Source organism: Pseudomonas sp. OA65 (assembly GCF_017498305.1).
Lineage (GTDB): Bacteria > Pseudomonadota > Gammaproteobacteria > Pseudomonadales > Pseudomonadaceae > Aquipseudomonas > Aquipseudomonas zanjanensis.
The window spans coordinates 1-26,139 of sequence record NZ_JAGDEZ010000063.1 but is presented as its reverse complement, the minus strand read 5'-3'; the positions used below and the strand labels follow the sequence as shown (position 1 = coordinate 26,139).

Here is a 26,139-nt window from a genome sequence, read left to right as displayed (position 1 = left end):
ACGTCTGTTCGGTCCGCCAGGCGTCGTCGAGGGTGAGGGCCGGGTGGAAGCTCTGGTAGTCGACGGCGACCAGGTGGCGCTGTTCGTAGCGCAGGCGCAGGGAACGCCCGGCGCCGTTGTCCAAACGACAGATGTCGCCGTGGATGTTGCGCTGGAGGGTCAGGCGGGTGTCGTAGCGGTCGCTGAGGGCGATCAGGTGGCCGTCGCGAAAATGCAGGAGCGGCGCGTTTTCCCCGGGCTGGGCGACGATCAGTTCGTCCGGCTCGGTCCCCAGGTAGATCGCCGCCCGGGCCAAGCTGTTGTGGATCGCCGGGCGCTGGGTGGTGGGCAGTGGAAAGCGCGTGCGACGGTTTTCCTGGTCGAACCAGGTGACCTGTTCGCCGTCGAGTTCCAAGCGATGGGCCAGGGCATGGCTCCAGCCACGCCCGAGGCCGACGTCCAGGTCAGCGGCGCTGGTGCGGTACAAACGGGTGAAGACGAATGGCAAGCGGCCATCGAGGGTGCCGTCGTCGAGGGTCAGCAGTTCTTCGCCGGTGACCATCGACACCGGGCAGCCGCTGGTCTGGGTCTGGGCGGCGGTGTCGGCGCTGTCGCCGTTGGGGTTTTTCGATTGGGCGGGGGCGTCGTCGTGGGGTTCGTGTTCGCTCAGTCGCGTAGATGCCTGGGATTTTTCCCGCACGATCGGGGCCGGGTTGCTGACCGACAGCGGCGCGGAGTCTCCAGTGCTGATCTGCAACGGTCTGACGGGCGTCGGTCCCACCGACGGTCCTTGACCGGCGATTACTACCGGCTTCAGTACATCGGCATGTTTGTTGGAGCTGTCGCCACCGAGTTGTCCGAGGCGTTGACTCGATGCCTGTAGCCACTTCCGGGCGCGTTCCGAACGGACATGGCGCAGCACTTTACCGCTCATGCGCAGTCCCACGCCCAGGCCACCGGTCACGCGCGCCAAGAGGAAATTGATCAGAATCGAGGCGCGCATTTCCCCCAGGACTTCGGCCATGTACTGGGGCGGCAGCATCCGCAGCCAACTGGTGAACGCCGCGGTGTAAACGAAGAGCAAGGGCTCATCGCTCAGGATCATCAGTCCTTTGGCAATCGCCTCGGATGACGCCTTCAGCAGTTGCTCAAGCTCGACCTCGGTGAGGTATTCCAACAATTTTTCACTGTTGGCCTGTAGGTCCGCCAACAGATCGAAGACCTGTGTTACGTCGTCCCATAGCCCAAACAGGGCATTTTCAAAGCCGCGTAGCTGGGCTTCCTGCAATGCGTTGAAACGCTTTACAAAACCGCTCTCGGAAGACGCCTTCCACAAGGGTTGAAACTCGTCCCACTCCGCTTTCAGCCAACCTTCGAGTTCGACGATCTCGTGCTGGTAGGACGCGTACAGCGCCCGGACATGATCGGTCGTGATATTTGGAAAAAAGCTGATCCGGTAGCGCTGGCCGCGGTCGCATTCGGACACTTCCAAAATGCCGCTGGGACCAATGACATGAGGGATCGGATCGCCAAACGTTTCCTTCCCCAGCTCGCTCTTGATGATCGGCTCCAACACCACTGGCGTGTCGCCGATCGGCACGAAACGCGAGGCCTGGAACATGTGCACCAGTGTCAGCGGGCCTTGTGCCGGACACCTCGCCACCACGGCGCTGACCTGTTTGCCACCGTCTTTCACGGGGGCGAGCGACACCTCCTTGCCAACTTTAAATACCTGCTGAATGTCCAGTGTCCGACCGGCCCAGAATCTTTCCGCCCAACTGTCGTAGTCGCCCAGGCAGTGGCGAAAGTCCTGCAAGACCTCCTCGACATCGGGCGAGTTCATGGCAGCCAAGACCAGCGAACCAATGGCACCGGTTAATGACGGGATCTTGTCAGGGAAACGCATGCAGGCAGCTCGCGGCGCAGGAGTGGGCGCGAGACTGTGCCGGGGATGACAGGAGAAATAAGTCAGAGAAAGAAGCGGGACGTGTAGGGCAATTCTCTAATTAGGCCAACGTTGCCAGGATTCCGAAAAATCCTTTGGGATGCGGGCTTGCTCGCGAATGCGGTGGGTCAGCTGCTATTGATGTTGACTGACACTCCGCTATCGCGAGCAAGCTCGCTCCCACAGGCTCCCCTTAACTTAAGGCGGCGTGAATCATCGTGGCGAGGGCGCTTGCTCCCGCTCGGCGGTGTAGGAGCTGGCGAAGCCTGCGATCTTTTGATCTTGTCGACTCAATGGGCTGCGGAAAGATCGCAGCCTCGCTTCGCTCGACAGCTCCTACAGGGCCCAGCGGGAGCAAGCTCCCTCGCCACAGGTTTAGCGTTTTTTTCATACCTCCCGGGGTGTCTTGCGCAGATAAACGCGCGAATAGATGCCTACCCGCACGCATTCTCAAGAAATACCCGCCTGCAACCCCTCAACCTATCGTAATCTCGCACCTGTATAAGCCCAGCCCCGCCACCGGCCGAGATCTCACTCCGATGCCCTCCATCTACCAACTCAAGCCCGCCTTTCAAAACCTGCTGCGCCCCATGGTCCAACGCCTCTACAACAACGGTGTCACCGCCAACCAGGTCACCCTGCTCGCGGGCATCGTCTCGGTGTTGGTGGGGGCGTTTATCGCCTGGTTTGCCAACCATCCGTGGGTGTTCATCCTGGTGCCGATCTGGATGTTCCTGCGCATGGCGTTGAATGCCGTGGACGGCATGCTGGCGCGGGAGTTTGGTCAACAATCGCATCTGGGCGCCTACCTCAACGAGCTATGCGATATCATCGCGGACGCTGCCTTGATCCTGCCTTTTGCCCTGTTTGCCGATACCAGCCTGTTGCTCGTGTTGTTGGTCACGCTGTTGGCGTTGTTCAGCGAATACGCCGGCGTGCTGGGGGCGATGGTGGGGGCTTCGCGGCGGTATGACGGGCCGATGGGCAAGAGCGATCGCGCCTTTGTGTTTGGCGTGTTGGCGACCGGCATTGCCCTGGGTTGGCTCGGGGCACTCTGGATAAATGGTGTGATGGCGGTGGTTGCCGCCCTGCTGGTTTATACCTTGGTCAATCGGGTCCGTCATGGCCTGGGCCAAGTGACGGAAAACGCTCCCTCAGCATAAGGAAGTTGCAATGCGCGAAGCCCAACACCGGACATTCACCACCCACGATGGCGTGGAACTGTTCTACCAACACTGGCCGGCTGTCGACGTGGCAGCGGGTGAACCCCGCCAGGCTGTGTTGTTGTTCCATCGTGGTCATGAACACTCCGGGCGCATTGCGCACCTGGTGGATGAGCTGGATTTGCCCGGGTTCGACTTCTTTGCCTGGGACGCCCGTGGCCATGGCCAGTCGCCGGGCGAACGGGGCGACAGCCCGAGTTTTGCCACCAGTGCGCGGGACGTGCAGACCTTCTGCGATCACATCGGCGCGACGCATCAGATCGACGAAGCGAACATCGCCGTGGTCGCCCAAAGCGTCGGCGCGGTGATCGTGTCCACCTGGGTCCATGACTACGCACCGCGCATTCGCTCGCTGGTGCTGGCGTCGCCGGCGTTCAAGGTGAAGCTCTACGTGCCGTTCGCCCGGCCGGGCCTGGCGCTGATGCGCAAGTTCCGCGGCAATTTCTTCGTCAATAGCTACGTCAAGGCGAAATTCCTCAGCCATGACCCAGAGCGGGTGGCGTCCTACGACAGCGATCCGTTGATCACCAAGGCCATTTCGGTGAACGTGCTGCTGGGCCTGTACGAAGCCGCCGACCGCGTGGTGGCCGATGCCCAGGCGATCCAGGTGCCGACGCAATTGTTGATCTCCGGCTCGGACTTTGTGGTGCACCGCAAACCCCAGGAGCAGTTCTTCGAACGCCTGGGCAGCCTGCACAAGGAGAAACACATCCTGCCAGGGTTCTTCCATGACACCCTCGGCGAGAAGAACCGGGCGCCGGCCGTGGCCAGTGCCCGCCGCTTCATCCTGCAGAACTTCGCCCGACCGCTGGAGCGCCCTTCCCTGCTGGACGCCGATCGCCTGGGCGCGACCTGCGCCGAAGCCGAAACCCTGGCCACGCCGCTGCCCCACAACTCCCTGCGCGACCTTTACTGGCGCATGACCCGCGCCAGCATGCGCTTCGGCAGTAAATTGTCCGCAGGGGTGAAGCTGGGCTTCGACACCGGCTTCGACTCCGGCAGCACCCTGGATTACGTCTACCGCAACCGCCCTACCGGCACCTCGGCGCTGGGCAAGATGATCGACCAGAACTACCTGAACTCCATCGGCTGGCGCGGCATTCGCCAGCGCAAGGTGCACGTCGAAGAATTGCTGCGCCTGGCGATGGCCGAGTTGCGCGCCCAAGACCGCGAGGTGCGGATCGTCGACATCGCCGCCGGCCATGGCCGCTACATCCTCGAAGCGCTGCAAGGCGTCAGCCCGTTGCCCGAGTCGATCCTGCTGCGCGACTACAGCGACATCAACGTGCGCGACGGCAGCGCTCTGATCCTGGAAAAAGGCTTGGGCGACATCGCTCAGTTCGTCAAAGGTGATGCCTTCGACCGCCAGGATCTGGCAGCCCTGGAGCCAAAACCAACCCTCGCCGTGGTGTCGGGCCTGTACGAGCTGTTTGCCGATAACCAGATGGTCGGCGGTTCCCTCGCGGGCCTGGCCGAAGCCGTGGAGCCTGGCGGTTTCCTGGTCTACACCGGCCAGCCGTGGCACCCGCAACTGGAACTGATCGCCCGCGCCCTCACCAGCCACCGCGCCGGCCAGGCCTGGGTGATGCGTCGACGCACCCAGGCGGAAATGGATCAATTGGTCGAGGCGGCGGGCTTCCGCAAGATCACCCTGCGTGTCGATGAATGGGGCATTTTCAGCGTTTCGCTGGCGCAGCGAGTGCAGTAATGAGCGCCGTCATCGCTCCGGCCCGCGAACCCGCACTGCTCAAACCAGCAGTGCTGTGGCTGCTGTTGTTGGCGCCGCTGTTCTTCACCACTTACGGCTTCGCCACCTGGGTCACCGCCCAGCGTGACGACGTCGGTACGCTGGTGTTCGACTGGGAAAGCCACATGCCGTTCATGGCCTGGACCATCGTGCCGTACTGGTCGATCGATCTGCTGTACGGCTTGTCCTTGCTGTTGCCCAACAGCCGCGACGAACTCAAGCGCCACGCCTTGCGCCTGCTCACGGCCCAGGTGATTGCGGTCAGTTGCTTTTTGCTCTGGCCGCTGCGTTTCACCTTCGCCAGGCCGGAAATGGACGGGCTGTTCGGTTGGTTGTTCGAGGTGCTGGCGGGTTTCGACAAGCCGTTCAACCAGGCGCCGTCGCTGCACATCGCGCTGCTGGTGGTGCTCTGGGTCTGTTACCAGCGGCACTTGCAGGGCTTCTGGCGCTGGGTGATGCACGGTTGGTTCGCGTTGATCGGCGTGTCGGTGCTGACGACTTATCAACATCACTTCATCGACCTGCCCACGGGCGCGTTGGCCGGTTGGTTGTGCGTCTGGTTGTGGCCGCTGGATCGACCGAGCCCACTGCTGAGCGCGCGCCTGACGGCCGATCCTGCCCGCCGACGCCTGGCCTTGCGTTATGGCCTGGGCGCGGCGGCGCTGTTCATCCCGGCGTTTGCCTTGGGCGGCGCGTGGCTCTGGCTGATCTGGCCGGCGGTCGCGGTGCTCATGGTGGCGCTGAATTACTTGATGTTCGGTGCCGATGGTTTCCAGAAGCGTGCCGATGGTCGCTTGAGTCCGGCGGTGCGTTGGTTGCTGGCGCCGTACCTGGCGGCGGCGTGGATCAATTCCCGCTGCTGGACGCGCAAGCACCCGCAGCCAGACCTGATCGCGGATAACGTCTGGCTGGGGCGAATGCCTACGCCGATGGAATTGAAGGACAGCACATTTACCGGCGTGCTCGACCTCTGCGCGGAACTGTCCATGGACAGCTCGAATGTCGCCTATCGTTCGTTACCGGTGCTCGACCTGACGGCGCCGACCGCCGAGCAATGCCTGAAAGCGGCAGAGGCCATCGAAAGCCTGCGCCAACATGGGCCAGTGCTGGTCTGCTGCGCCTTGGGTTATTCGCGCAGCGCCACGGCGGTGGTTGCCTGGTTGTTGCACACTGGCCGGGCAGCGAACGTTGACGCAGCGATCGTGCAGATCCAGCGCGCTCGACCGCGCATTGTCTTGCACGCGGCGCACCGTCGGGCACTGGAACAGTTATCCACAACACGGGGGAATGCTCATGATCAGTGATATGGAGCTCCACACCGTGGCGAGCCTGTTGCGCCGGGGTCATTCGCTGGATCAACTGTCCACGGGACTGACGCTGCTGGCGGCGCTGCTGGGGTTGGGGCAATGGCTGGTGGGCGTGATCGATCCGTGGTTGCTGCTGTTGAGTGCGGTGCTACTGGTTATCGGAGTGGTGGAAAAATACTGGGCACTGCGCGTGGCGTTCGACGCCGATCTGTTCCAGCGCATGGCCGACAGTACCCACTCCCTGGCCGAACGCACCTATGAATTGGATCAAGCCCTCACCGCGTTGGGCCTGCAACCCGCCGAACGGGCCGGGCGCCTGTGGACCGAACGACGGCACGGCGCGTTGTTGCTGCTGCGTCGGCAGTCGCGGTTGCTGGCGGTACAAGTTGTCTTGGTGCTGGGCTTCATCGTGGCCAGTCCTTGGTTAGCTTCAGGTCTCTAGATAGTTTTTTGTGGCGAGGGGATTTATCCCCGCTGGGCTGCGAAGCAGCCCCAAAACCAAGCACTGTGGTGTATCAGATTGATTGTGTTCAGCCTCTTGGGGGCCGCTGCGCAGCCCAGCGGGGATAAATCCCCTCGCCACAGAAGAATGCTCGCCACAGTGATGCTTATGTTTCTCAGGACAAGGAATCCTCATGTTCGAACCCGTGGTCGCCAACCTCATCACCTCCGCCGCTCGCATGGTCACGGGCGCTCGCAGCCTGTGGCTCGGTTGCGCGCCGACGCCGGTGCAGCGGATCTACTTCGCCAACCACAGCAGCCACGGTGACTTCGTGTTGCTCTGGGCCTCGCTGCCGCCGGCGCTGCGCAAGCTCACCCGCCCGGTGGCGGGCTCTGACTATTGGCAAACCAGCCCGGTGCGCCGCTACATCATCAACCGGGTGTTCAACGGCGTGCTGGTGGACCGTGAGCGCAAGGACCCTGCGTACAACCCATTGCAGCCGATGCTCGATGCGCTGGAAAACGGCGACTCGCTGATCATCTTCCCGGAAGGCACGCGCAATCCGGAGGAAGGCCTGTTGCCCTTCAAGAGCGGGATCTATCACTTGATGAAAAACCACCCCGAGGTCGAGGTGATCCCGGTGTGGATCGCCAACCTCAACCGCGTCATGCCCAAGGGCCGTGTGCTGCCGCTGCCGTTGTTGTGCACCACCAGTTTCGGTGCGCCGCTGTGCATCGAAGAGGGTGAAAGCAAAGAGCAATTCCTTGAACGCAGCCGCGCCGCGCTGCTGGCACTGGCCCCGGAGCACGTCTGACATGGATCGATATACCCTGATGTTGTTTGGCGGGATCGGCGCGATTCTGGTGCTGGCGTCGCTGATTGGTTTCATTCTCCGGCTGCGGACCAAAGGCGCACCGAACTCGGTCATCGATAACCTCAACGCCCGGATCAATGCCTGGTGGATCATGGTGCTGGTGATCGGCGTGGCGTTCTGGCTCGGTAACGCGGCGGTCATCCTGTTGTTCTACGCGGTGTCGTTCTACGCCCTGCGCGAGTTCCTGACGCTGACACCGACCCGGCGCAGTGACTACCCGGCCCTGGTGGCGGCGTTCTACCTGGCCCTGCCGCTGCAATACCTGTTGATCTACTACGACTGGTACGGGCTGTTTTCGATCTTTATCCCGGTGTATGTGTTCCTGCTGCTGCCGATCCTGGCGTCCCTGGGCGGCGACAGCACGCATTTCCTCGAGCGCGCTTCGAAGGTCCAGTGGGGCTTGATGATCGCGGTGTTCTGCATTTCCTTCGTGCCCGCCCTGCTGACCCTGGACATCGCCGGTTTCGAAGGGCGCAACCTGTTGCTGATCGCCTACCTGGTGATCGTGGTGCAGCTCTCGGATGTGTTGCAGTACGTCTGCGGCAAGCTGTTCGGCAAGCACAAGATCGCGCCGAACCTGTCACCCTCGAAAACCGTGGAAGGTTTTGTCGGCGGCATCTTCCTGGCCTCGCTGATCGGTGGTGCGCTGTGGTGGATCACGCCGTTCAATCCCTGGCAGTCGTTCCTCATCGCCTTGCTGATCAACCTGCTGGGCTTTGCCGGCGGCATTGTCATGTCAGCGATCAAGCGCGACCGCGGCGTCAAGGACTGGGGCCACATGATCGAAGGCCACGGCGGCATGCTCGACCGGCTGGACTCGGTGTGCTTCGCCGCGCCGATCTTCTTCCACCTGGTACGGTACTGGTGGACCTGAAAAAGCCTGCGGCGCCCCTTTGAACCTGTGGGAGTCTGTGGTGAATATCTAACCTGTGGGAGCGGGCTTGCTCGCGAAATCGGTGGGTCAGCTTGCATTGATGTTGACTGTGCAGCCGTCTTCGCGAGCAAGCCCGCTCCCACAGATGTGCTTGGGCGGGTGGTTTAGCGGTGGGTCGACGGCATGGCGGTGGGATCAACACGAACGGTACGAGCCTGGTTCGTAGAGCGTTCCCATTCCTTGGCATCGTGACTGCAAAAAATCTCGACATGCCCATTCTGGCCCGCCGCCAGTTCCCGCAGGCGATCCTGATTGCGCAGCCGTGCCGGGCGATAGGTGTCCATCATGTACTGATAGAACTTCAGCCCCGGCGGGCAACGCCGCTCGGGCTGATGGACTTCATCGTGGAAGAAATACGCATCGCCGGCATGGAGCATCCAGCCGTCCGGTGTCCTCAGGGCGATCCCGGCGTGGCCGGCGGTGTGGCCTTGGAGCGGGACCAGGAAAATGTCCTCTTCTTCCGCCCCGATCAACGCGCGCACTGAATCAAAACCAAACCACGTGTCACCGTCCGGGGCATAGAACTCCCAGTTGTCGACGCCCTGCCACTGGCGCGCCTGGAATCGCCGTCGACTGATCCAGGTATCGGCGCTGCGCGCCATCGCCATCTCGTCGCGCATCACATGCACCCGAGCCTGGGGAAAGTCCTGGAGCCCGCCGGCGTGATCGAAATCCAGGTGCGTCAGCAGGATATGCCGCACATCGTTGGCGTCGAAGCCCAAACGCCGCACCTGCTCCAGGGCGGTGAGGCGATGCTCGAACTTGATGTTGTTGAATGCCCGGAAGAATCGGCTAAGCCGTTCGGGCGTCTGGACATCCCGCTGGCCAAAACCGGTGTCCACCAGGACCAGGCCATTGTTGTCGGTTTCGATCAACAGGCAATGACACACCAGGCACGCCGTCAGTCCCCGACTGTAGCCATCGAACAACTTCCCGCCCACGGGGCACATGCAACCGCAGTTCAGGTGATGGATACGCATGGGGGCCTCCTGTCACGAATGGCGTGCCGCTCTCGGGTTTTTCTTGGGCTCTTTAAAATCGACAGGGAGGGGGCAGGCGCAATTCCGCAAAGGCGACAGGCGGTGGGTATGCCTGGGCGAACACCCATACTGTGGGAGCGAGCCTGCTCGCGAAAGCGGTGTGTCAGTCAGCAATCATGTTGGATGTTCCATTGCTTTCGCGAGCAGGCTCGCTCCCACAGGGGGTCAGTGCTTAGTCCAGAAATCAATCAAGAATCAAATGCGGCAAAAACCGGCTGGAATCCTTGGTGATCAGGCTGTTGTCTTCCCGCACACCAATGCCGGCGGCCTGGTCGCCGATAACCCATGAGCCGATCAAGGTGTAGCTGTCGTCGAATTTCGGCAGTGGCGCAAATTCCTGGAGGATGAACGGCGCGTCGGTGTAGGGGCCGTCTTCCTTGACGATCAGGCCATCAGCGGTCTGCAACTCGATGTTGGCGCCTTCCCGGGAAAAGAACGGCTTGCGCACCCAGCCTTTCGGCACTGCTTTGCGGGTGTCGGTGTCCAGGTGGGCGGCGAGCAGGTTCGGGTGGCCTTTGTGGAATTCCCACAGCAGCGGCAGGATGCCTTTGTTGGAGATGATCGACTTCCAGGCCGGCTCGAAAAACTGCGTATCGCATTGAGCGATCGCTTCACCAAAGGGCTCGTGGAAGATGAATTCCCACGCATGCAACTTGAACAGGTGCGGAATCCAGCGCTCTTCCAGGTCGACGAAACGTCCGTCGCTGTTGAGGCCGATGTCTTCGATATCGATGTGCCGCGACTCAATGCCGACTTTTTCCGCGATCAGGCGCAGGTAATCCGTGGTGCCCTTGTCTTCCACCGAGCCTTTCATCGAGGCGAAATAGAACGGCTCCTTGAGCTGCAATTGGGCGAAGGCCTGGTGCAGCTTGGTGTCGATGCTGTTGAACTGGTCGGCATGGGCCGGCAGCATGCCGCGCTCGATGCATTGCTCCAGCCAACCCCACTGGAACGCCGCCGCCTCGTAGAGGCTGGTCGGCGTGTCGTAGTTGAGTTCCAACAACTTGGCCGGGCCCGTGCCGTTGTAGGAGAAATCCATGCGTCCGTACAGGTGCGGATGGCCTTCCAGCCATGACGTGCGCACCAGGTCGAAGAACGGCGCGGGAATGCTCAGGCGTTCCAGCAATTCTTCGCTCTGGACCACCCGAGCCACCAGGTCCATGCACATGTCATGGAGCTCGGTGGTCGGGTCTTCCAGGTCGTCCTCGATCTGCTTGAGGGTGAACTGGTAGTACGCGCTTTCGTCCCAATAGGGTTCGTCGTCGATGGTGTGGAACAGAAAGCCGAGTTGCTCGGCGGTCTGTTTCCAGTCGGGACGTTCTGCGCAATGGATCTTCTTCATGGCCCTCGTTCCTTAGCCGCCGGAGCTGCTCGAACCGCCCCAACCGCTGCGGGCACTGGACTTGCTGCCGAAGCCACCGCGAGAGGTGGACGACGCAACGGACATCGCCTTGCTGGTCTTGACGGAGTCGGTGTAGCTGCCATACCGCGCCTGGTTGGACTTGGTAAAGGTCGAGCCGCTGGAAACCCGCTGGCTCAGCGTCGAGGACCCGAAGTTGCCGCGGTCATCGCGGTAGCGGTAGACCGGCTCGGAGTAATAGCTGCTGCGGTTGCCGCTCAACATGTTGCCGATCAGCAGGCCGGTCAGCAGGTTGCCAAAGCCTGAACCACCGACGTTCGCTTCCGAAGCCGGCAACTGGGCCCGGGCGGCATCGACCTCGGACTGCGTGACTTCGCCATCGGCGTTCAGCTCGAAACCACCCAGCTTGGGCAGGAACTTGCCGGCCGAGTCCTGCTGGCACCAATCGGGCACGAAGTCGGCATCGCAATCGGCCTTGCTATCGTAGACCGGCGCGATGCGACGATGCTCACCCATGGCGGTCATGTAGGCGGTGGAGCAAATGTCCACCGGCAGCTTTTCATCGACACATTCCTGGACGGACTGGAAGTTGTACTTCTTCTGCAACTTGTAGGTTTTTTCCGCGGGCCCGCAACCGGATATCGCCAGGGCGACCGACGCGGCCAGCGAGAGCTGGACGTACTTGCTTCGTTTCATCGGGATCTCCGTGGCGCAATCAGTTCGTGGAAGGCGTCATGCACGCGGCGTTCAACATGCCGACGCTGATGGCCACGGCGGCGATGTAGATACCCGCGGCGATTTCACCGTTCTTGATGCGCGCGGAAGCGCCCTTGAGCACCAGGCTGGTGACCAGGAACGCCAACAACTGGACGACCGCGGCGATCACCGCCCAGACGACAAAGTCCAGCATGCTGATCGAGTAGGCGATCACGTTACTGGCCGGAATGGCGAAACCGATGACGGCGCCGCCCAGGGCGATGGCCGCAGCCACGTTGCCCGAACGGATCAGTTCGAATTCCTTGTGCGGCGTGACGCGGGTGTAGATGAACTGGAACAGCGCGAACAGCACGGCGGCGCCGAGGATGTACATGACAAAGCCAAGCACGGCGGCTTTGTTCAGGGAAATGGAGAGCGCTTCAAGCATGGACTTCTTCCTTATTCAAAGAGTGTTCAGGTCAGTGGTGTACAGCGAAATACCCAGCGAAGTGCTCAGGCTGACAGTGCCTTCGGCGTCCTCTTCGACGGAAAACAACAGGAACTCCCGGCGATCCGTCAGGCCGGTGTCGCGGGCATACAGCATCGAACGGTGCTCGACGTTGTAGGACTCTTCTGGATTGCTCACGCGCTCGCTCAACCCTACCAGTTCCGTCTGGCCGGCCTCGGTGCCCCATTCGCGGGTGTACTCGACGCCGTCGTGGGTGTAGGTCGGCAGGCCGATCAGGCTTTCGGGGCCGGCCAGGCGACGCAATTCCGCTTCGCTGTTGATCGTGACGTAGCTGAGGTAATTGAACAGGATCACCGACTCGACCTGCCCGGCGACGTCGCCGCTGGTGTGCACTTGCAGCCAGTAGTCTTCGTCGTTCATGTAGCAGCGCGACAGCCAGTTCGACTGCCCGAGGTCGACGATGCCCAGGCTCCAGACCTGCTGGTTGGCCGGGATGACCACGGCGCTGTTGCCGTCCAGCAGTAATTTGAGCGTGGCATCGAACATGACCTGCTTGCCGGACGCCAGGCCCAGCGGCCCGGTGACAGGCGCGTTAGGGTTGGCTGTCGAGCTCGCGTTCGGGGCCTCGAGCCCCATCAATTGTTTAAACCACCCCATGGGTAATTTCCTTGAGACGCGCCGAGGCGATATAGAAGAGTTCTCCGCCCACCACACGGGTGGCGCCGGGCGGGTTGATCGACGGCTGGCGGGCGCCCTGGGCGCGATAGCCGATCAGCGTAGCGTTGTGCTGCTCTTTCATCCGGGTATAGAGGTCGCCGAACGTCGCTTCAAACGCCTCGGGCAGTTTCATCAAGTACTGGGTGGCGCCTTGGCCGACACAGAGCAACTCATTGATGACCACGGACGAGCCCGGGTCCTGCGAGGCCCGCACCAGCATTTCGATGGCCATGCTGGAGGTGCATTCCAGGCTCGGCGCATAAGCGCTGGCGAGGGCGGCGATTTCGCTGTCATTGAAGTGCGCGACCACGTGCCCGGCAGGCTGCAATTGATTGACCGCCAGCACGGTGGCCAGGGTCAGGTCGTCGGAATGCGTGCGCACCAGCACGCGTTCGGCACCCGGCACGCCGGCACGCTGCAACAGCGCGACGGAGGACAGGCTGTCGCCTCTGATGTAGGTGGCCTTGCCGGGCATGGGGTTTTCTTCAAGATCGCAATCGCAGATGACGATCAGGTTGTCGTTGGACGTTTCGTCCTGCAGCAGCAGTTCGATGACCCGCTCGCTGGTGGCGCCCTCCCAACCGATGAGCACCGTGTGGCCGACCTTGCCGGTGAAATCGCCTTTGCCCTTCATGCCTTTTCTCCATACATCGATGACGCTGCTGGTGGTTTTGCCGATGACCGTCGTCAACAGGGCAATGCCCCCGAGCATGATCCAGGTCGCCACGAAAATCCGTCCGGCGGAGGTCTGTGGCAACAGATCGCCATAGCCGACGGTGAGCGTGGTGGTGAGATAGAAGTAGATAAACGTGGCGGCGGCGATGAGGTGTTGCTCGCCCAAAAGCACCAGGCCGATCCAGGCCGTGGACAGGTGCACGCCCAGCGCAATGGCCAGCCCCGCCCAACCGAAGCGGTGGAAGAAGGACGACGCGTACGTGCGCAACAAAAGGAAAATCGACATTTCGTCCCTGACTCCGTGGGGCTTGGTTCCTGGCGGGATCATCGCTCTGGTGCCTGGTGGCACGAGCGTAGTGGCCGGACAGCATTAAACCTGTTGCGAGGCTTGGATAGAAGTACCTGCAGCACAATTAAATCCGTGGTGGCCGCACATTATTGTGGCGAGGGAGCTTGCTCCCGCTGGACTGCGCAGCAGGCCCCATTTTGGAGCCGCTTCGCGCCTCAGCGGGAGCAAGCTCCCTCGCCACAGGTTTTGTGCTCGGCTGGCCTTGATTGATCAGCCCAAACTAATCACTCAGCCGATTTTTTCTTCAGGCGTTCCAGGATCGCATTGGCGCTGCCTTCGTTCGGCGTGATGCCGGCATCGCGCAGCTTGCGCTCCAGGTCGGAACCGGTGGAAGCCTCGGCCAGTTCGTCCTGGGCTTGCAGCTCGGCGGCACGTTGCTGCTGCTTGGCTTGCAGGCGGTTGAGCGTACCGACGGCGGTTTCCAGCTTGCCATTGGCGCCGCCGCTGGCGATCGAGGCGCTGACCTGGGCCTTCTGCACGCTTTCACGGGCCTTGGCCATGTCCACTTGCTGGCGCAGGCTCTTGATGCGGGCTTCGGCCTTGGTGATGTCCTTGCGCATGTTGTCCGCGTAACCACCGAATTCGGTCGCGTGCTTTTGCTCGGCGTCCAGTTCGTTGGTCAGGGTCGAAATGGCTTCGGCCACTTCCAGCGCCAGGTCTTCGCGGTTGGCCTGGATCGCGGCCAGGGCCTTGGCTTCCAGGTCCTTGATCTTGGCATTGTATTCGCCGACGCGATCGGTCGCCAGCTTGTGCTTGGCCATGATGGTGACCAGCTCACGCTTGGCATTGGCCAGCGCGCTGTCGGCATCGCGGATTTCCTGGTCGAGGATGCGCAGGGCCTGTTGGTCGACGATCGATTCGCCGACTTCGTTGGCACCGCCACGCAGTGCGGTGAACAACTTGCTCCAGATGGACTGAGTCATTGGATGGTTCCTATTCGGCGAATTAGATGAAGAAGCGTTCGAAGGCTTCGCTGGCGCGCTGGACGTTATCGACGAGGGTTTTGACCTCGGTGACGACGTTGGTCAGGCTGGAGTCGGAGCTCAAGGCACCGAACATGTTGTAGACCACCTGTCCGTTGGGCATGGTCTCGATGCCGATGGACGACAGCGGGAACATTTCCCGGCTGCGCAATACGGCGTCGTTGAATGCCGCGACATCGTTGATCGACTCGACGTCCACCAGCACGGTATCGACGATGATCTGGTCGCCGACCACGGCGATGTAGATGGGCAAGCCACCGAAGTCATTCATTTCCAGCTTGATGCTGGACTCGGAGCCTTGGACGAGGGAGAGGGTGATGTCGTTCGCGACCACTTCGTCCAGGGCCTGAAGGGCGCTGTAGAGGCGATCGATGTTCCAGTTATTACCTGCGCTCATGTAATCCTCCGACATGAATGAGCCAGCCAGAATCGGTTGGCGTAGCTGTTTCTCCATTTGCTTGAGCAGGCTTCGGTTTTCGGGAAGCACCCAAGTCTCGTGTTTCACATACCCGGCGGCACTCAGGCCCGCGCGCATCTGCTTCATGTAGAAGCTCGATGGTTTTTTCGCGGAGGGTTTGGCGCGCTCTCCCGTGCGGCTCGTTGAATCGGTTACAGACCCGTCAAGCGGATCTGATGGAGAGCTGGTTGGCATGGTACTGACCCCACTGTGAAAAACTCACGCGTGAGAAACACTACAGGCACTTTCCAAACCCCACAATAGCTCACGCGTGAGATTTTTATCTGTCACAAATGCTGACACCTTCCCAGTTCATAGATCAGGCGTTCGCCATAGATCCCTTGTGGGAGCGAGCCTGCTCGCGATAGCGATGGGTCAGCTTGCATTGATGTTGGATGCATGACCGTCATCGCGAGCAGGCTCGCTCCCACAGGAGATATCCACAGGCCACAACATCCGCTGGGGCTGCCGATGGTGACCTTACGGGTAGCTAAAGCTTTTGACCAACGTCAGCTCCCCCACCGCCCGCATCGGCACGACGAAGGTTTCCATTTTCTCGTTCGGCGTGCCCTCTTCGGTGATCACGGTGACCTGCGCGGTGGTCAAGGCCTGTTGCGCCTGCGCCACGGACTCGCCCTCTTCGCCGTCCTCTTCACTGCGATAACCGCCGCCGTAGTAGTTCACATACACCAGGTACTGGCCCTTGATCGGCGCGGGCATGGCGAAGATTTCCGGGCCGTAGCCGGTGGTGACGTCGACGTCGAGGGCGCCGCCGTTGGCGACGGCACGGTCGCCGTACCAGATGTGCGCACCGTCGGGGGTGACCAAGTGCAGGTCCAGGTCGGTGCCGTCACTGTCCCAGGTCAGCAACACCCGCAGCTTGGCCGGGGTGGCGCCGCCGCTGGTGTTGAGAAACTGCGTGCGGTGGCGCTGCTGGCCGTCGGCGCTGCGCACTTCAACGCTGTTGCTGCCGTTGGGGAACGAGAACGGCCGGTCGAAGCGACCTTCTTCGTCCAATTTCAGCGGCAGGCTGACGCCGTTGACGATCAACTGGCCCGGCGCGTTGCTGTCCTTGGGCGCACCTTTAATCTGCCCAGCAATGCGCGCAGTGTTGGCCTGGCCCGGGGGCGTGTTGACCGACGAGGCCGGGTAGTTGACGGTCTGGCTGAAGCTTTCGCCTTCACCCCCCGGCGCACCGCTGCGCCAGCCGCCAATGGGGGTGTCGAGCTTGATGGAGTCGGCGGCCATGGCCGGTGATAACGCGGTCAGGGCGCAGAGCAACAGCAAGACCTGTGGATAACGGAGTGTCATGGTCTATTCCAGCAAGAGGTGACGGGCGAGCCCTTCGATATAGGTTTCGTCCTGGCCGTTGGGGTGAGCTTCGAAGGCCAGGTGCAAATATTCATGTGTCAGGTCGAGACGATCTTGCAGCGACAGCACGCCGCGCACGTAGATGCGCTGGCGTTCGCGGTCGACATACGGCCGGCCGAAGGCGACGCGGCAGACGGCGAAAGCGCTGATTTCGTTGTAGCCCACTTCACTTTCCAGCCGCTCGCGCCAGCCCCGGCGCTGCTTCAGCAGCCAGTCCTGGGCGGCAGGCAGCGCCTCGCAGGACGCCACCGGGTTGTCCCAACGGCTGAGGCTGGCGCGCGGATAGGCGTGCAGCAGGATGGCGTCGTAGCGTTGGCCGGCGTTGGCCTGCTCCACGGCTTGCGCCCAGGACAGCTTGTCCGGGCCCGGCTGGTCGGAGTGGTAGGTGACATCGGTGCCGGCCAGGACCAGGTCACTGGTCCAGGCGGCAATGGCGCGGGTTTCAGGCGCCGCCGGGCGTGGCGCGACGCGCTGGCGATGGCTGCTGTCGTCGATGCTCAGGCAATCGCCGTTGCGTTGGGCGTTTTGCAGCAGATACGTGCGAATCGCCACCGCCAGGGCCTTGGCGGCTTCGGCGGGCTCTGCCTTGGCTTCGCGCTGCAAGACCCGGGCGACGTATTCCTCGCGGTCCAGGCGCGCCACCAGCTTGCCGGGCATCAGGAATAATTCGCCGTCGCTGTGGATATCCAATTGATTGCCGTTGGTGAACTCGACACGGTAGTCACCGCGCAGTTGACCCGGCGCGGCCGGGCGCTCGCCGGCCATCACCCGTTGCAAGGGATAGCGGGCAAACAGGCCGACTTCCACGCAACGCCCGGTTTCCGCCGGCCAGCGCGACGGCAATGCCGCCGCCAGACCTTCGCCGTAGACCTTGAGGACCTGCTGGCTGGTGCCACGTCCACCGGCCCACACCGGGGTGCCATCGGCCAGCCAACCGGCAAAACCGCCCTGTCGCGAGGAAGGTCCCTGGTCACCCAGCCAGCTCCAGGTCTTGACCCGCAGACGGCTGCCCAACTCACCGACCAACCGTCCGTCGGCCGCGCTGAGTGCCACATCCAGCAGCACCCGACGGGCCTGGTCCTGGGCCGGCAGCATGGCCAGGGCCTTGAGCAGTTCCGCGACCGGTACTTGCGTCTGAGGTTGCAGCGTTGGCAGATCCAACAACCAGGCCGGCGCCTGGCGGTTCTGCCAGTAATCGCGCCAGTTCGAGGCCGCCAGCCCGAGTCGCTGCGGCTCGAAATACAAACCACAGGATTTCACCAAGGCCTGGTCACGACCGATGCTCTGCCCGGGATTGCAGCAATAGACTTCTTCCTTCGACTCGCCGCGGCATTCATAGACCGGTTCGCGAGCGCCGGTGTCCGCCAGCCAGGCGTAGACAAACAGTTTCCACAGGCTGCCCAACGGTGCCTGCAACGTATCGGGCAACGGCTGGCGATCCAGCACCTGGGTTTGATTCACCCGCAGCAATTGACCGTCGAAGGCCAGGCGCAACGGCTCGTCCTGCGCTGTCGCCAGCGCAGGAATCAAGCACAACCACCACCAACCCCAAGGCCTGCCCATGTCAGTTGACCGTCACCTGACCGAGCGCCGGTTTCTGTTCGCGCGCCTGATTCTGTGGTGCATAGACTTGGGTGAAGCGCACCGGCGGCAAGGTGAACTGGCCTTTCTGGGAGAAGCGCACCAAGTGCCGCAGGCGCAGCTCGCCACTGAGGGCGTCCAGCGGTATCGCATAGGCCATCTGGCCCGGCTCGAAGCGCGCCTTTTCCAGGGACGTCGGCTCGCTGTCGGCCTTGCCCATCAACTGGATGCCCCAGGTGGTGCGCTCCACATCGGCGCCCGGCGGCAACGGCACTTCGAGCATGCCGTAGCGCAGTGGCGTCGGTGCCTTGCTGTTGATGATCACTTCATCCAGATAGAGGCTGTCGCTGGACAACGGTTTGTTGCCCACGGCTTCGAGCTTGAAGGTGAAGGCCTCGTCGCCCGGCACCAGGCGCGACAGGCGCCGGGTGATCGATACGGCCATCGGTGCCACCGGTGCTTGCTGGCTCTGGAAACTCAGCGCCGCTTGCAATGGACGCTCCTCGGCGCCGGTCAGGGTCAGCATCGTTGGAAGCTGCGCGCCCTGCCATTGCCAGTAGGTTTCACCGGTCGCGCCTTGCTTGGCAACCCAGCCTTCGCCCGGCGCCAGGGCCACGGCCGGCGCGGCCTGTTCGATGCTGCGTTGCAACCAGGTCAGGGCCAGCGCCCGTTCCAGGGTGGACTGCTGCGGCAGCACGCGCTCCAGCAGTGCCGTGGCGCGGGCTTGATCGAAGCTCTGCAGCGACAGCAGCAAAGCCTCGACGAAAGGCTGCGAGCTCAGCTCCAGTTGCTGTTGCGCGGCGTCGGCCTGGCGGCTGAAGGCTGCGGGCAACGGCACCTTCGCCTGCTTGGCGAGGGATGCGGTCAGAACACGGGCGCTGGCCAGGCCAAGGGCGGAGTCCGGCGCATACATGACCAAGCTGTCTTCGCCGCTGTCCAACACGCTCTCGGTGCTGTCTTCACTGGCTTTCGCCAGGTCGTCCATCAAGCCACTGAGCAAGGTGTTCACCGGCAATTGCATCTGCTTGGCGAACGACAGGATCAGTGCACGCTGCAGCAGCGGTGTATCAGCGGCCTCCTTGGCGTAGACCTCCAGCACCCGCTGCCAGTGTTCCGGCGGCAGGCTCAGGTCCAGGGCCTGGCTGGCGTGCCAGTCGGCGTAATAGGCGTAAGCGGTGAGGAAGGCATCCGGCTCACCGTCCTGGCCCCACCAGGTGAAGCTCGCCGAAGGCCCGGCCATCTGCACCAGGCGCAAGCGGCTGTTCTGCATGATCAAGCGCAAGCGGTCGCGAATCTGCGGGTTCGACGCCAAGGTCGGATAGGCAATGCTCAATGGCAGCAAACGACTGGCGGTCTGCTCGACGCCACCATAGGGGTAGCTCAGCAGGTCATCCAGGGCCGAACGGAACAACGCTTGCGGGCTGTCATCCAGGCGCAGGTGAATATCGCTGGCGTCGGCCGGCAAGGTCAGCGGGGTGTCGCCACTGGCTACATCAAGGCGCTGGCTCTGGGTGACTTGCCAACCATTGCCGCTGGCGTTCAAGTGCATGGCCAGGGCGTCCTGGGTTTCGCCGTTCAATTGCAACTGTACGGTCAAGTCGCCGCTGCTCAATTCCAGGGTCGGCAGGGCCACGTAGTTGATGCCGTTTTTCAGCTCCGCCACCACGCGCTGTTCAGCACCGGCGTAACGGATCAGCAGCTCGGCCTTCAGGGGTTTTTCCGATTGGCTGAAGGCGAACAGGCCCAGTTGCGGCTTGTCGCCCGTGCGGAAGCGGGTCGGGCCACTCCACTTCAGGTACAGCGGTTTTTCCGACGCAATGAACTGCTTCTTCTGGCCGACTTGGCCGTCGTCAGCGATCGCCTTGGCGGTGATGCGCCAGCGGGTCAGCGAGTCCGGCATCTTGAAGGTGAAGCGGGCCTTGCCGTTGGCGTCGGTGACCAGCTCCGGTTGCCAGGCGGCGGTGTCGACGTCTTCACGCCGTGGCCGCTCCAGCACCTTGACCCCACGCTCGCTGCGGTTGGCCTTGCCCGGCGCGCCGGGGCTGCCTGGCAGCGCCACGTCGTAGCTGATGAACGACAGGCTGGCACTGGTGCGCACGTTGTTGCGGCGCGGGTGATAGAAGAACTGGTCAATGGTCGGCGCGACTTCCGGTTGCAGGGCGTAGACCATTTCATCGACCACGCTGACGGTCAGGTGCGCCGGGATCGCCTTGCCGGCGAACTGGGTGCTCAGGTCCACGGTCACCGTGTCGCCCGGGCGATAAGTGGCTTTGTCGGTGACGACCGCCACGTCGATCTGCGGCGTGATCACCTTGATGCCGGCATTCTGGAAGCTGTACTGGCCACCCTTGGTGTACAGCACCGAGAAGGTCAGGTTGGGCGCGAAGCTATCCTTCACGGCAATGCGCGCGCGGTATTGGGTGTCGCTGAGCTTTTCCATCTTCAGCCAGTCGCCGCCCTTGGACAGCAGCGCCGTGGCCTCGACCTTGTCCCGCTCAAGGGACAGCAGCGCATCGCTGACCGGCTCCGGGAAGGTGATCAGCGCCAGCGCTTCGTCACCGGTCTTGTATTCAGGCTTGTCGAAGACGATTTCGACGGTGCCCGGCACGGCCTTGATGCCGTCACCGGTCACCGCATGGGCGGCGGCGCCGATGACGCGACCGTGGTCATCCTTGAGCGTCAGGTTGTAGGTGCCGGGGCGCTCGAAGGTCAGGCTGAAGCCCTTGTCCTTGGCCGCCAGCTTGCCTTCGCCGGTGCTCTGGTCTTCCAGGCGCACCCAGGCGTAGCTGCCCGGCGTCACGGCCTTGGCCTGTGCGTTGCCGCCTTCGTTGGCGTAGCTGAACGACACTTTCTGGCCGGCAGCGCTGAACCGCTGGGGAGCGCTCAGGCGGAAATTCGCCGCGCCACGGTCGATGAGGATTTCCTTGGTGGTCTTGACCCGATACGCCGCGCCATCGCTGGCGAACACGGTGAGCGTGTAGCGGCTCGGCTTGTCGGCGGCCGGCAGGTCGAGGGTCGCGTTGCCCTTGGCATCGGTGGTCACTTCGCTGCTGGTCAGCTCCACCGGGAATTGCCCCAGGTATTGCAGCTCGTTATCGACCATCGACAGTTGCTGGGCGCGCAGGCTCAGGCTGACCTTGGCATTCACCACCGGCTTGCCGTCCGGGTACAGCAGCACGAGGTTGCCCTTGACCGGTTCGCCGGTGCGGTAATCCTGCTTGGCCAGGTTCAGGGCAATCTCGAAGTGCGGCTTGATGTATTCGGCGACGCGGAAGGCGCTGCTGTAGAGCTGGTCCTTGTAGCTGAAGCGCAACTCGTAACCACCGGCCACAGCGTTTTCCGGCAGTTGGAAACGGCCTTGGGTACCGGCCTTGGAATCGAGCTTCAGGGCCAGGGTTTGCAGCGCGGTGCCGGTGGCGTCGAGGACGCTGACATTGACGTCGGCGGCGGTCGGTTGCACCGAGTCACGGGCGTTCTTGAACTCACGGCCAACGATCTTCAGCGATACCCAGTCCCCCGGCCGGTACAGCGGCCGGTCGGTGAAGGCATAGAGCTTGGTGTCGTAGATTTCGCTGTCGTAGTAGAAGTTTTCCGAGACGAAGACCCCGCCCTCCTCGTCTTCACCGATGACGAACGAACGCTCCGGGCTGACGTGCTTGAGGCGCAGCAGGCCGTCTTCATCGGTGGCACCGCTGCTCATCACGCCCAGGCCGTCGGTCCACAGCACGTTGACCTTGGGCACCGAACGCCCTTCATGCTTGCGTGCGGCCCAGACCAGCAGTTCATCGCCGGCAATCTTGCTCACGGCCACGGTGTTGGAAACGAAGACCATGGTGGTCGCGCGGTATTTGCCGATCAGCGCTTCCACCAGGTACAGGCCGGGCTTCAACTGGCCCAGCGGCACATAGACGTTGCCCGGCGCGACGTTGACAAACTGGCTGGACGACCCGGCCAGGTTGACCCCCGCCGGCGGCTGGATCGGCTTGGCCTGCCACAGCGGATAACGGAACTGGCTGACCACCGGCAGACCCGGGATCAAGGCGAATTGTGCCGGTGCCTCGTACGGCGTCGGCGCGACCAGGGCATCGCCGATCTTCAGCTCCGGCACTTCTTCGGTGACGTGCTGGCGCGATTCGTAGGAGAACGCCCGTTGCATCACTCGACGGGACTTGCGGTACCAGTTGTCCCACAGGTACGCGAGGGTGTTCGACAGGCCTTCGCCCTTGAACTGGCCGTCGCTGACCACGCGGTGCAGGTTCTTCTGGCGCTTGAGGAAGTCCAGCGGCTTGTCGATGCGATAGACGCGGATATCGGCGCCGCCGTAGGGCTCCATGCGGAACCGACGGTAGTCGCGGCCCGGCGCTTCGAGGCGAACCATGGCCTGCTCGTCGCTGGCAAAGCTGCTGTCGGCCAGCAGGAAAAAGCTTTCACCGGACACCGGCGTGTAGCCGCTGGGCTCCACCGTGTCTTCGGCATTCACGACAGGTGCCAGCAACAGGGCGAACAGCAGGGGCAATTTTGAACACAAGCGCAGCATGCGGGCACCGGTCATTGGGAGAGAAAGTTGAGTCGATAGACGCCGATGAAGTTGGGGTTGGCTGCGTCGGGTATCCATCGGGTGTCCTTCCAGTTCATGAGTTGTTGCAGGCTTGCGGAGCGCATGCCGTTGTCGGTAGGGGTTGTGGTGCCGGTGTGATAGGCGATGTAGCGGCCCATCCAGATCATCAGGTGCTGGTCGTCGCCCTGATCGAAGAACATCAGGTCGCCGGGACGAGCCTGGGCGACATCGCGGCCCACCAGGCGACTGTTGAACTGGATCAGCTTGATGGCGTTGACGTAGGGCCCGACCTTGCCGCCGCCCTGCTGCCACTGCTGGGCGAGGCGCCGTTGCGCATCGCTGAGGGGCAGTTCCGGGGGCAGGTAGCGATTGGACAGGCCATTGCTGCGCAGCCATTTTTCATCGTGGACCTTCAGGGCTTCGTTGGCGGCGAAACGTACCAGCCCGGCGCAATCCTGCTGATACCAGCGCGGGCTCGGTCCTTTGGTCAGCTGTTCCTGGGCAATGCGCACGAACCAGGCGCGAAAAACCTGGGACTGCTGCACGTCCAACGCCGGCGCCTCGACGGCACGCGCCGGCCCGCCAAGCAGCAGCGCCAGCAGCAGCGTCAACGCAGGGTTGCGGATCAGTGCGGTCACAGCGCTTTCCATTCCAGCGGCAGCCACTGCCAATGGCCGTCCGGCTCGCTGCCCGCGGGCAAGGTCAGGGCGTATTTGCCGTAGCCGCCGAGGGTGCGCAGTTTCGGGATCAGGTAGGTTTGCGCGGCGTTATAGAACACCGGTTCCATGTCCTGGGGCAGGCTGTCGAGGGTTTCGCGCTGCATCAGTTGCGCCATGGAATCCGGACCGAAGTAGACCGGCATCAGCAGGTCTTGGGGCACCACCTCGGCCATGGGCGGGAAGCGCTTGTCGAGGGTGCCGAGGGCCTTGTCCACCAACTTGTCGTCGAGGGAGAACAGCAAGGTCGAGCCATGACGGGCCAGGCTGACCCGCAGGAACGCCTTGCCGGTGATCGCTTCGGGTTGCTCGGCTTCCTTGGCCGGATAAGGCCCGAAGTTGGAGCTGACCTGGCGTTGCCATTGGTGCGTCGAACCTGCTTGCTTTTCCACTACCGGGAACGCGTGTTCGGCGACGTTGTTTTCATAGGCGCCGACCATCGAACCGAACAGGTTGCCCAGGTCGGCGTCGAGCTTGCCGTCGTCGTCATTCAGGCTCGCCACCAACAGCGGCGTGTACAGCCGCGAATCGGCGTACCAGCACAGGCCGGCGGCGCCGGTCACATGCTCGACCATGGCCTGGGCGGCTTTTTCCTCGGCGCCCAGTTTCACCAGCAATGGTTTCTGCTGCTCGGCGGCCAGGGGCAAGGCCACGCAAGCGCTGGCGCCCATGGGCATGGCTTGCCAGATTGGCTTGAAGTCGAAGTCCGGCTGGTTTTCCTGTTCGTCCATGGCCAGGAAGCTGTGCCAGCCCTTGTCGTCCATGTCGAAACGCAAGCCGGCGAAGTTCGGGATGAACCGCTGGTAGCCCATGGCGAGCACGCTGGCGTTGACCGAGATGCGCTGCTTGACCTCCGGCGCCTTGGGCGGCAGGCCGAAGGCTTCGGGGAACAGTTTGTCGCCGTTGAGCAAGGCGGCCAGGGCGGTCGTCGAAACACTGCCCGGCTCCACCGCCGACCCGCTGGCCGGGTCGTACAGCTTGGTCGGGTTGGACAGCACGACCAGTTTGTCGCCGTGGGAGGCGAAGGCCAGGGATTTGCTCGCGTTGTAGCTGAGCTGGTAAAGCGCGACGTCGTCACCGCCGACCTTGAGGTCGCTGAGCTTGCTCAACTGGGTGTCATCCAAGGCGACCTTCGCCAACGGTTCCAGGACCTTGGCCAGGCCGCCGCGATCCATCACCAACAGGAAATCCTTGAGGCGACCGTCCGCACCGCGCCACAACGCGACGTCGGCCGGCTGGTCGAAAAGTGCTTCGATCAGGCTGTCCTGCAGCTTGAGGTCATGCTCGTAGATGATCCGGCGCAGGCTGCCGATCAGCCCGAGACGGTCGGCGTGGGCTTCGTAATAGAAGACGAAATCCTCGGTGAGCGTGGCCTTGAGGAACGGCACCGCCAACAGGTCCTTGGGCAACTGGCTCAGGGAATGAGTCTCGAGCAGACCGTCGGGGCGGCTCAGGCCGAGCTTATCCAACGCCAACTCCATGGGCGGTGCCTTGGGCTTGTTCATGAACCAGCCCAGCCCGGCGGCCACACCGGCGACCAGGCACAGCCCGATCAGTATCGCCGGCCAGCGGCGTGCAGGTTTGGCGACAGGTGTCGGCGTGGTCGGGGAAGCAGTGTTGTCGCTCATATTCACAAGGGCCTATTCATCCGTGGAGCGGAGTACTTAATAGTTGAACGTCTTGACCAGCAACAGATCGCCAATGGCGCGCAGGGGCACGACAAAGGTCTCGCGCTTTTCATCGATGGTGTTTTCGTTGAGCACCAGATTGATCTGCGAGGTGATCACCTCGTTCTGGTTGCTGGTCTCATCGAAGTTGTAGCCGCCGCTGCCGTAGTTGCCCCAATAGTTCACGTAGACCAGGTAGGTGCCGTGCATCGGCGCAGTCATGGTGAACATTTCAGGGCCGGGGCCGTCGACGCCATCCGGGTCGAGGCCGCCGCCGTTGGTCAGCGCCGGGCGGCCGAAGAAGGCATGTTGGCCGTCGGGTGTGACGATATGCAGGTCGAGCTCGGCCTTGGGGTCGTCCCAGCCCAGCACCACGCGAATCTGCGCCGGGGTGCGCAGGTTGTTGGCTTCATAGAATTGCACGCGCTTGAGGGACTGGCCTTCGGAGCTGCGTACCTCGACGCTGTTGGAGCCGGCGCCGAACGCATACGGCCGGGCGAAGCGCCCCTCGTCGTCGGTATAGAGATTCAGTGGATTGCCGTTGACCGCCAGGCTGTGGGGCTGGCGCGCCGTGCCCATCGCCTTGATCTGGCCCTCGATCATCGTGCGGTTGCGCTGCACGCCCCGGTCGATGGGTGGTGTGGGATAGGCGACTTGCGGGTTTTCGGTGCGATCGAGCAAGCCGCTGTAGCGCCAGCCGCCGACCGGCTCCGACATTTCAGCCGAAGGCGCGGCCCACGCCAACGGCGCACCAAGCAGCACGATCAATAAAGAAAGAAAACGCACGTATGCCTCCTGCCATGCACGACGCAACCCGGCGCCCTTCCAGGGCGCTGCTTGTGATTATTCGGGTTTCGTCTGAAGGCCCCGTTACAAGGCAATGCTGTTCACTTAAGGCAATCGATAAACCCGTGGCGAGGGAGCTTGCTCCCGCTGGGCCGCGAAGCGGACCCAAAACCTGCCAATTGCGGCGTATCAGACACACCGCACCCGCCGGTTTACGACTGCTTCGCAGCCGAGCGGGAGCAAGCTCCCTCGCCACAGGGTCA

General features: G+C 62.7%; 21 protein-coding genes. 6 read left to right on the top strand and 15 right to left on the bottom strand.

From position 1 onward, the window contains the following. Window positions 1–1,885 (bottom strand): DUF6531 domain-containing protein (locus tag J3361_RS28095; RefSeq protein WP_243459056.1); only part of this gene is annotated, 1,885 nt, incomplete at its 3' end. A gap of 578 nt (window positions 1,886–2,463) precedes the next feature. Here J3361_RS28095 and J3361_RS28090 point away from each other — a divergent pair. The 6 genes from J3361_RS28090 (at window position 2,464) to J3361_RS28065 (ending at window position 8,391) form a co-directional block, all read left to right on the top strand. Beyond that, a complete protein-coding gene (locus J3361_RS28090) occupies window positions 2,464–3,087 on the top strand; it encodes a CDP-alcohol phosphatidyltransferase family protein (RefSeq protein ID WP_207967273.1) in 624 nt (207 codons plus the stop codon). 10 nt (window positions 3,088–3,097) lie between these two features. Beyond that, a complete protein-coding gene (locus tag J3361_RS28085; protein WP_207967272.1) occupies window positions 3,098–4,855 on the top strand; it encodes a bifunctional alpha/beta hydrolase/class I SAM-dependent methyltransferase in 1,758 nt (585 codons plus the stop codon). Continuing rightward, on the top strand, window positions 4,855–6,198 hold the full coding sequence (locus J3361_RS28080; RefSeq protein WP_207967271.1) for a phosphatase PAP2/dual specificity phosphatase family protein: 1,344 nt from the start codon (window positions 4,855–4,857) through the stop codon (window positions 6,196–6,198). Before J3361_RS28085 ends, J3361_RS28080 begins: the two co-directional genes overlap by 1 nt. Beyond that, entirely contained in the window at window positions 6,188–6,643 is a 456-nt protein-coding gene (locus J3361_RS28075; RefSeq protein ID WP_207967270.1) for a hypothetical protein, read from the top strand. The genes J3361_RS28080 and J3361_RS28075 overlap by 11 nt, the downstream gene beginning before the upstream one ends. A gap of 193 nt (window positions 6,644–6,836) precedes the next feature. Next, window positions 6,837–7,457 (top strand): lysophospholipid acyltransferase family protein, encoded by a 621-nt coding sequence (locus J3361_RS28070; RefSeq protein ID WP_186710525.1) that lies wholly within the window; start codon window positions 6,837–6,839, stop codon window positions 7,455–7,457. A 1-nt stretch (window position 7,458) separates the two neighbouring features. After that, the gene (locus J3361_RS28065; RefSeq protein ID WP_053125762.1) at window positions 7,459–8,391 is read left to right on the top strand and encodes a phosphatidate cytidylyltransferase; all 933 of its coding nucleotides are present in this window, start codon (window positions 7,459–7,461) and stop codon (window positions 8,389–8,391) included. 164 nt (window positions 8,392–8,555) lie between these two features. On the opposite strand, the gene J3361_RS28060 is transcribed toward J3361_RS28065, so the two are convergent. The 14 genes from J3361_RS28060 to J3361_RS27995 form a co-directional block, all read right to left on the bottom strand. Then, window positions 8,556–9,431, bottom strand: coding sequence for an MBL fold metallo-hydrolase (locus J3361_RS28060; protein ID WP_207967269.1), 876 nt, complete (start codon window positions 9,429–9,431; stop codon window positions 8,556–8,558). Window positions 9,432–9,675: 244 nt separating this feature from the next. Further along, complete coding sequence (locus J3361_RS28055; RefSeq protein WP_207967268.1) at window positions 9,676–10,833, bottom strand: glutathionylspermidine synthase family protein; 1,158 nt, start codon at window positions 10,831–10,833, stop codon at window positions 9,676–9,678. 12 nt (window positions 10,834–10,845) lie between these two features. Further along, on the bottom strand, window positions 10,846–11,547 hold the full coding sequence (locus tag J3361_RS28050) for a DUF1190 domain-containing protein (protein ID WP_186710528.1): 702 nt from the start codon (window positions 11,545–11,547) through the stop codon (window positions 10,846–10,848). A gap of 19 nt (window positions 11,548–11,566) precedes the next feature. Continuing rightward, window positions 11,567–11,995, bottom strand: coding sequence for a DUF350 domain-containing protein (locus tag J3361_RS28045; RefSeq protein WP_014340424.1), 429 nt, complete (start codon window positions 11,993–11,995; stop codon window positions 11,567–11,569). 15 nt (window positions 11,996–12,010) lie between these two features. After that, on the bottom strand, window positions 12,011–12,673 hold the full coding sequence (locus J3361_RS28040) for a DUF2491 family protein (RefSeq protein ID WP_207967267.1): 663 nt from the start codon (window positions 12,671–12,673) through the stop codon (window positions 12,011–12,013). Beyond that, the gene (locus J3361_RS28035; protein ID WP_207967266.1) at window positions 12,660–13,694 is read right to left on the bottom strand and encodes an ion channel; all 1,035 of its coding nucleotides are present in this window, start codon (window positions 13,692–13,694) and stop codon (window positions 12,660–12,662) included. The genes J3361_RS28040 and J3361_RS28035 overlap by 14 nt, the downstream gene beginning before the upstream one ends. A gap of 287 nt (window positions 13,695–13,981) precedes the next feature. Beyond that, entirely contained in the window at window positions 13,982–14,680 is a 699-nt protein-coding gene (locus tag J3361_RS28030; protein WP_186710531.1) for a PspA/IM30 family protein, read from the bottom strand. Window positions 14,681–14,702: 22 nt separating this feature from the next. Beyond that, window positions 14,703–15,284 (bottom strand): YjfI family protein, encoded by a 582-nt coding sequence (locus J3361_RS28025; protein ID WP_013694303.1) that lies wholly within the window; start codon window positions 15,282–15,284, stop codon window positions 14,703–14,705. A 393-nt stretch (window positions 15,285–15,677) separates the two neighbouring features. Beyond that, the gene (locus J3361_RS28020) at window positions 15,678–16,508 is read right to left on the bottom strand and encodes a DUF2135 domain-containing protein (protein ID WP_207967265.1); all 831 of its coding nucleotides are present in this window, start codon (window positions 16,506–16,508) and stop codon (window positions 15,678–15,680) included. A gap of 3 nt (window positions 16,509–16,511) precedes the next feature. Next, complete coding sequence (locus J3361_RS28015) at window positions 16,512–18,131, bottom strand: DUF2300 domain-containing protein (RefSeq protein WP_207967264.1); 1,620 nt, start codon at window positions 18,129–18,131, stop codon at window positions 16,512–16,514. Between the two features lies 1 nt (window position 18,132). Further along, a complete protein-coding gene (locus J3361_RS28010; protein ID WP_207967274.1) occupies window positions 18,133–22,701 on the bottom strand; it encodes an alpha-2-macroglobulin in 4,569 nt (1,522 codons plus the stop codon). After that, a complete protein-coding gene (locus tag J3361_RS28005) occupies window positions 22,698–23,357 on the bottom strand; it encodes a DUF1175 family protein (RefSeq protein ID WP_186710539.1) in 660 nt (219 codons plus the stop codon). The genes J3361_RS28010 and J3361_RS28005 overlap by 4 nt, the downstream gene beginning before the upstream one ends. Further along, entirely contained in the window at window positions 23,342–25,051 is a 1,710-nt protein-coding gene (locus J3361_RS28000; protein ID WP_207967263.1) for a DUF2138 domain-containing protein, read from the bottom strand. Before J3361_RS28000 ends, J3361_RS28005 begins: the two co-directional genes overlap by 16 nt. A gap of 36 nt (window positions 25,052–25,087) precedes the next feature. Continuing rightward, complete coding sequence (locus tag J3361_RS27995; protein WP_207967262.1) at window positions 25,088–25,876, bottom strand: DUF2135 domain-containing protein; 789 nt, start codon at window positions 25,874–25,876, stop codon at window positions 25,088–25,090. Window positions 25,877–26,139: the final 263 nt, after the last annotated feature.

Bases quoted from the DNA above. Each gene is read 5' to 3' on its own strand.
- J3361_RS28045 (WP_014340424.1), bottom strand. From the start codon at position 11,995: ATGCTTGAAGCGCTCTCCATTTCCCTGAACAAAGCCGCCGTGCTTGGC.
- J3361_RS28035 (WP_207967266.1), bottom strand. From the start codon at position 13,694: ATGTCGATTTTCCTTTTGTTGCGCACGTACGCGTCGTCCTTCTTCCAC.
- J3361_RS28055 (WP_207967268.1), bottom strand. From the start codon at position 10,833: ATGAAGAAGATCCATTGCGCAGAACGTCCCGACTGGAAACAGACCGCC.
- J3361_RS28050 (WP_186710528.1), bottom strand. From the start codon at position 11,547: ATGAAACGAAGCAAGTACGTCCAGCTCTCGCTGGCCGCGTCGGTCGCC.
- J3361_RS28085 (WP_207967272.1), top strand. From the start codon at position 3,098: ATGCGCGAAGCCCAACACCGGACATTCACCACCCACGATGGCGTGGAA.
- J3361_RS28000 (WP_207967263.1), bottom strand. From the start codon at position 25,051: ATGAGCGACAACACTGCTTCCCCGACCACGCCGACACCTGTCGCCAAA.
- J3361_RS28040 (WP_207967267.1), bottom strand. From the start codon at position 12,673: ATGGGGTGGTTTAAACAATTGATGGGGCTCGAGGCCCCGAACGCGAGC.
- J3361_RS28015 (WP_207967264.1), bottom strand. From the start codon at position 18,131: ATGGGCAGGCCTTGGGGTTGGTGGTGGTTGTGCTTGATTCCTGCGCTG.
- J3361_RS28075 (WP_207967270.1), top strand. From the start codon at position 6,188: ATGATCAGTGATATGGAGCTCCACACCGTGGCGAGCCTGTTGCGCCGG.
- J3361_RS28090 (WP_207967273.1), top strand. From the start codon at position 2,464: ATGCCCTCCATCTACCAACTCAAGCCCGCCTTTCAAAACCTGCTGCGC.
- J3361_RS28030 (WP_186710531.1), bottom strand. From the start codon at position 14,680: ATGACTCAGTCCATCTGGAGCAAGTTGTTCACCGCACTGCGTGGCGGT.
- J3361_RS28010 (WP_207967274.1), bottom strand. From the start codon at position 22,701: ATGACCGGTGCCCGCATGCTGCGCTTGTGTTCAAAATTGCCCCTGCTG.
- J3361_RS28060 (WP_207967269.1), bottom strand. From the start codon at position 9,431: ATGCGTATCCATCACCTGAACTGCGGTTGCATGTGCCCCGTGGGCGGG.
- J3361_RS28020 (WP_207967265.1), bottom strand. From the start codon at position 16,508: ATGACACTCCGTTATCCACAGGTCTTGCTGTTGCTCTGCGCCCTGACC.
- J3361_RS28065 (WP_053125762.1), top strand. From the start codon at position 7,459: ATGGATCGATATACCCTGATGTTGTTTGGCGGGATCGGCGCGATTCTG.
- J3361_RS28025 (WP_013694303.1), bottom strand. From the start codon at position 15,284: ATGAAGCAGATGCGCGCGGGCCTGAGTGCCGCCGGGTATGTGAAACAC.
- J3361_RS28080 (WP_207967271.1), top strand. From the start codon at position 4,855: ATGAGCGCCGTCATCGCTCCGGCCCGCGAACCCGCACTGCTCAAACCA.
- J3361_RS28005 (WP_186710539.1), bottom strand. From the start codon at position 23,357: ATGGAAAGCGCTGTGACCGCACTGATCCGCAACCCTGCGTTGACGCTG.
- J3361_RS28070 (WP_186710525.1), top strand. From the start codon at position 6,837: ATGTTCGAACCCGTGGTCGCCAACCTCATCACCTCCGCCGCTCGCATG.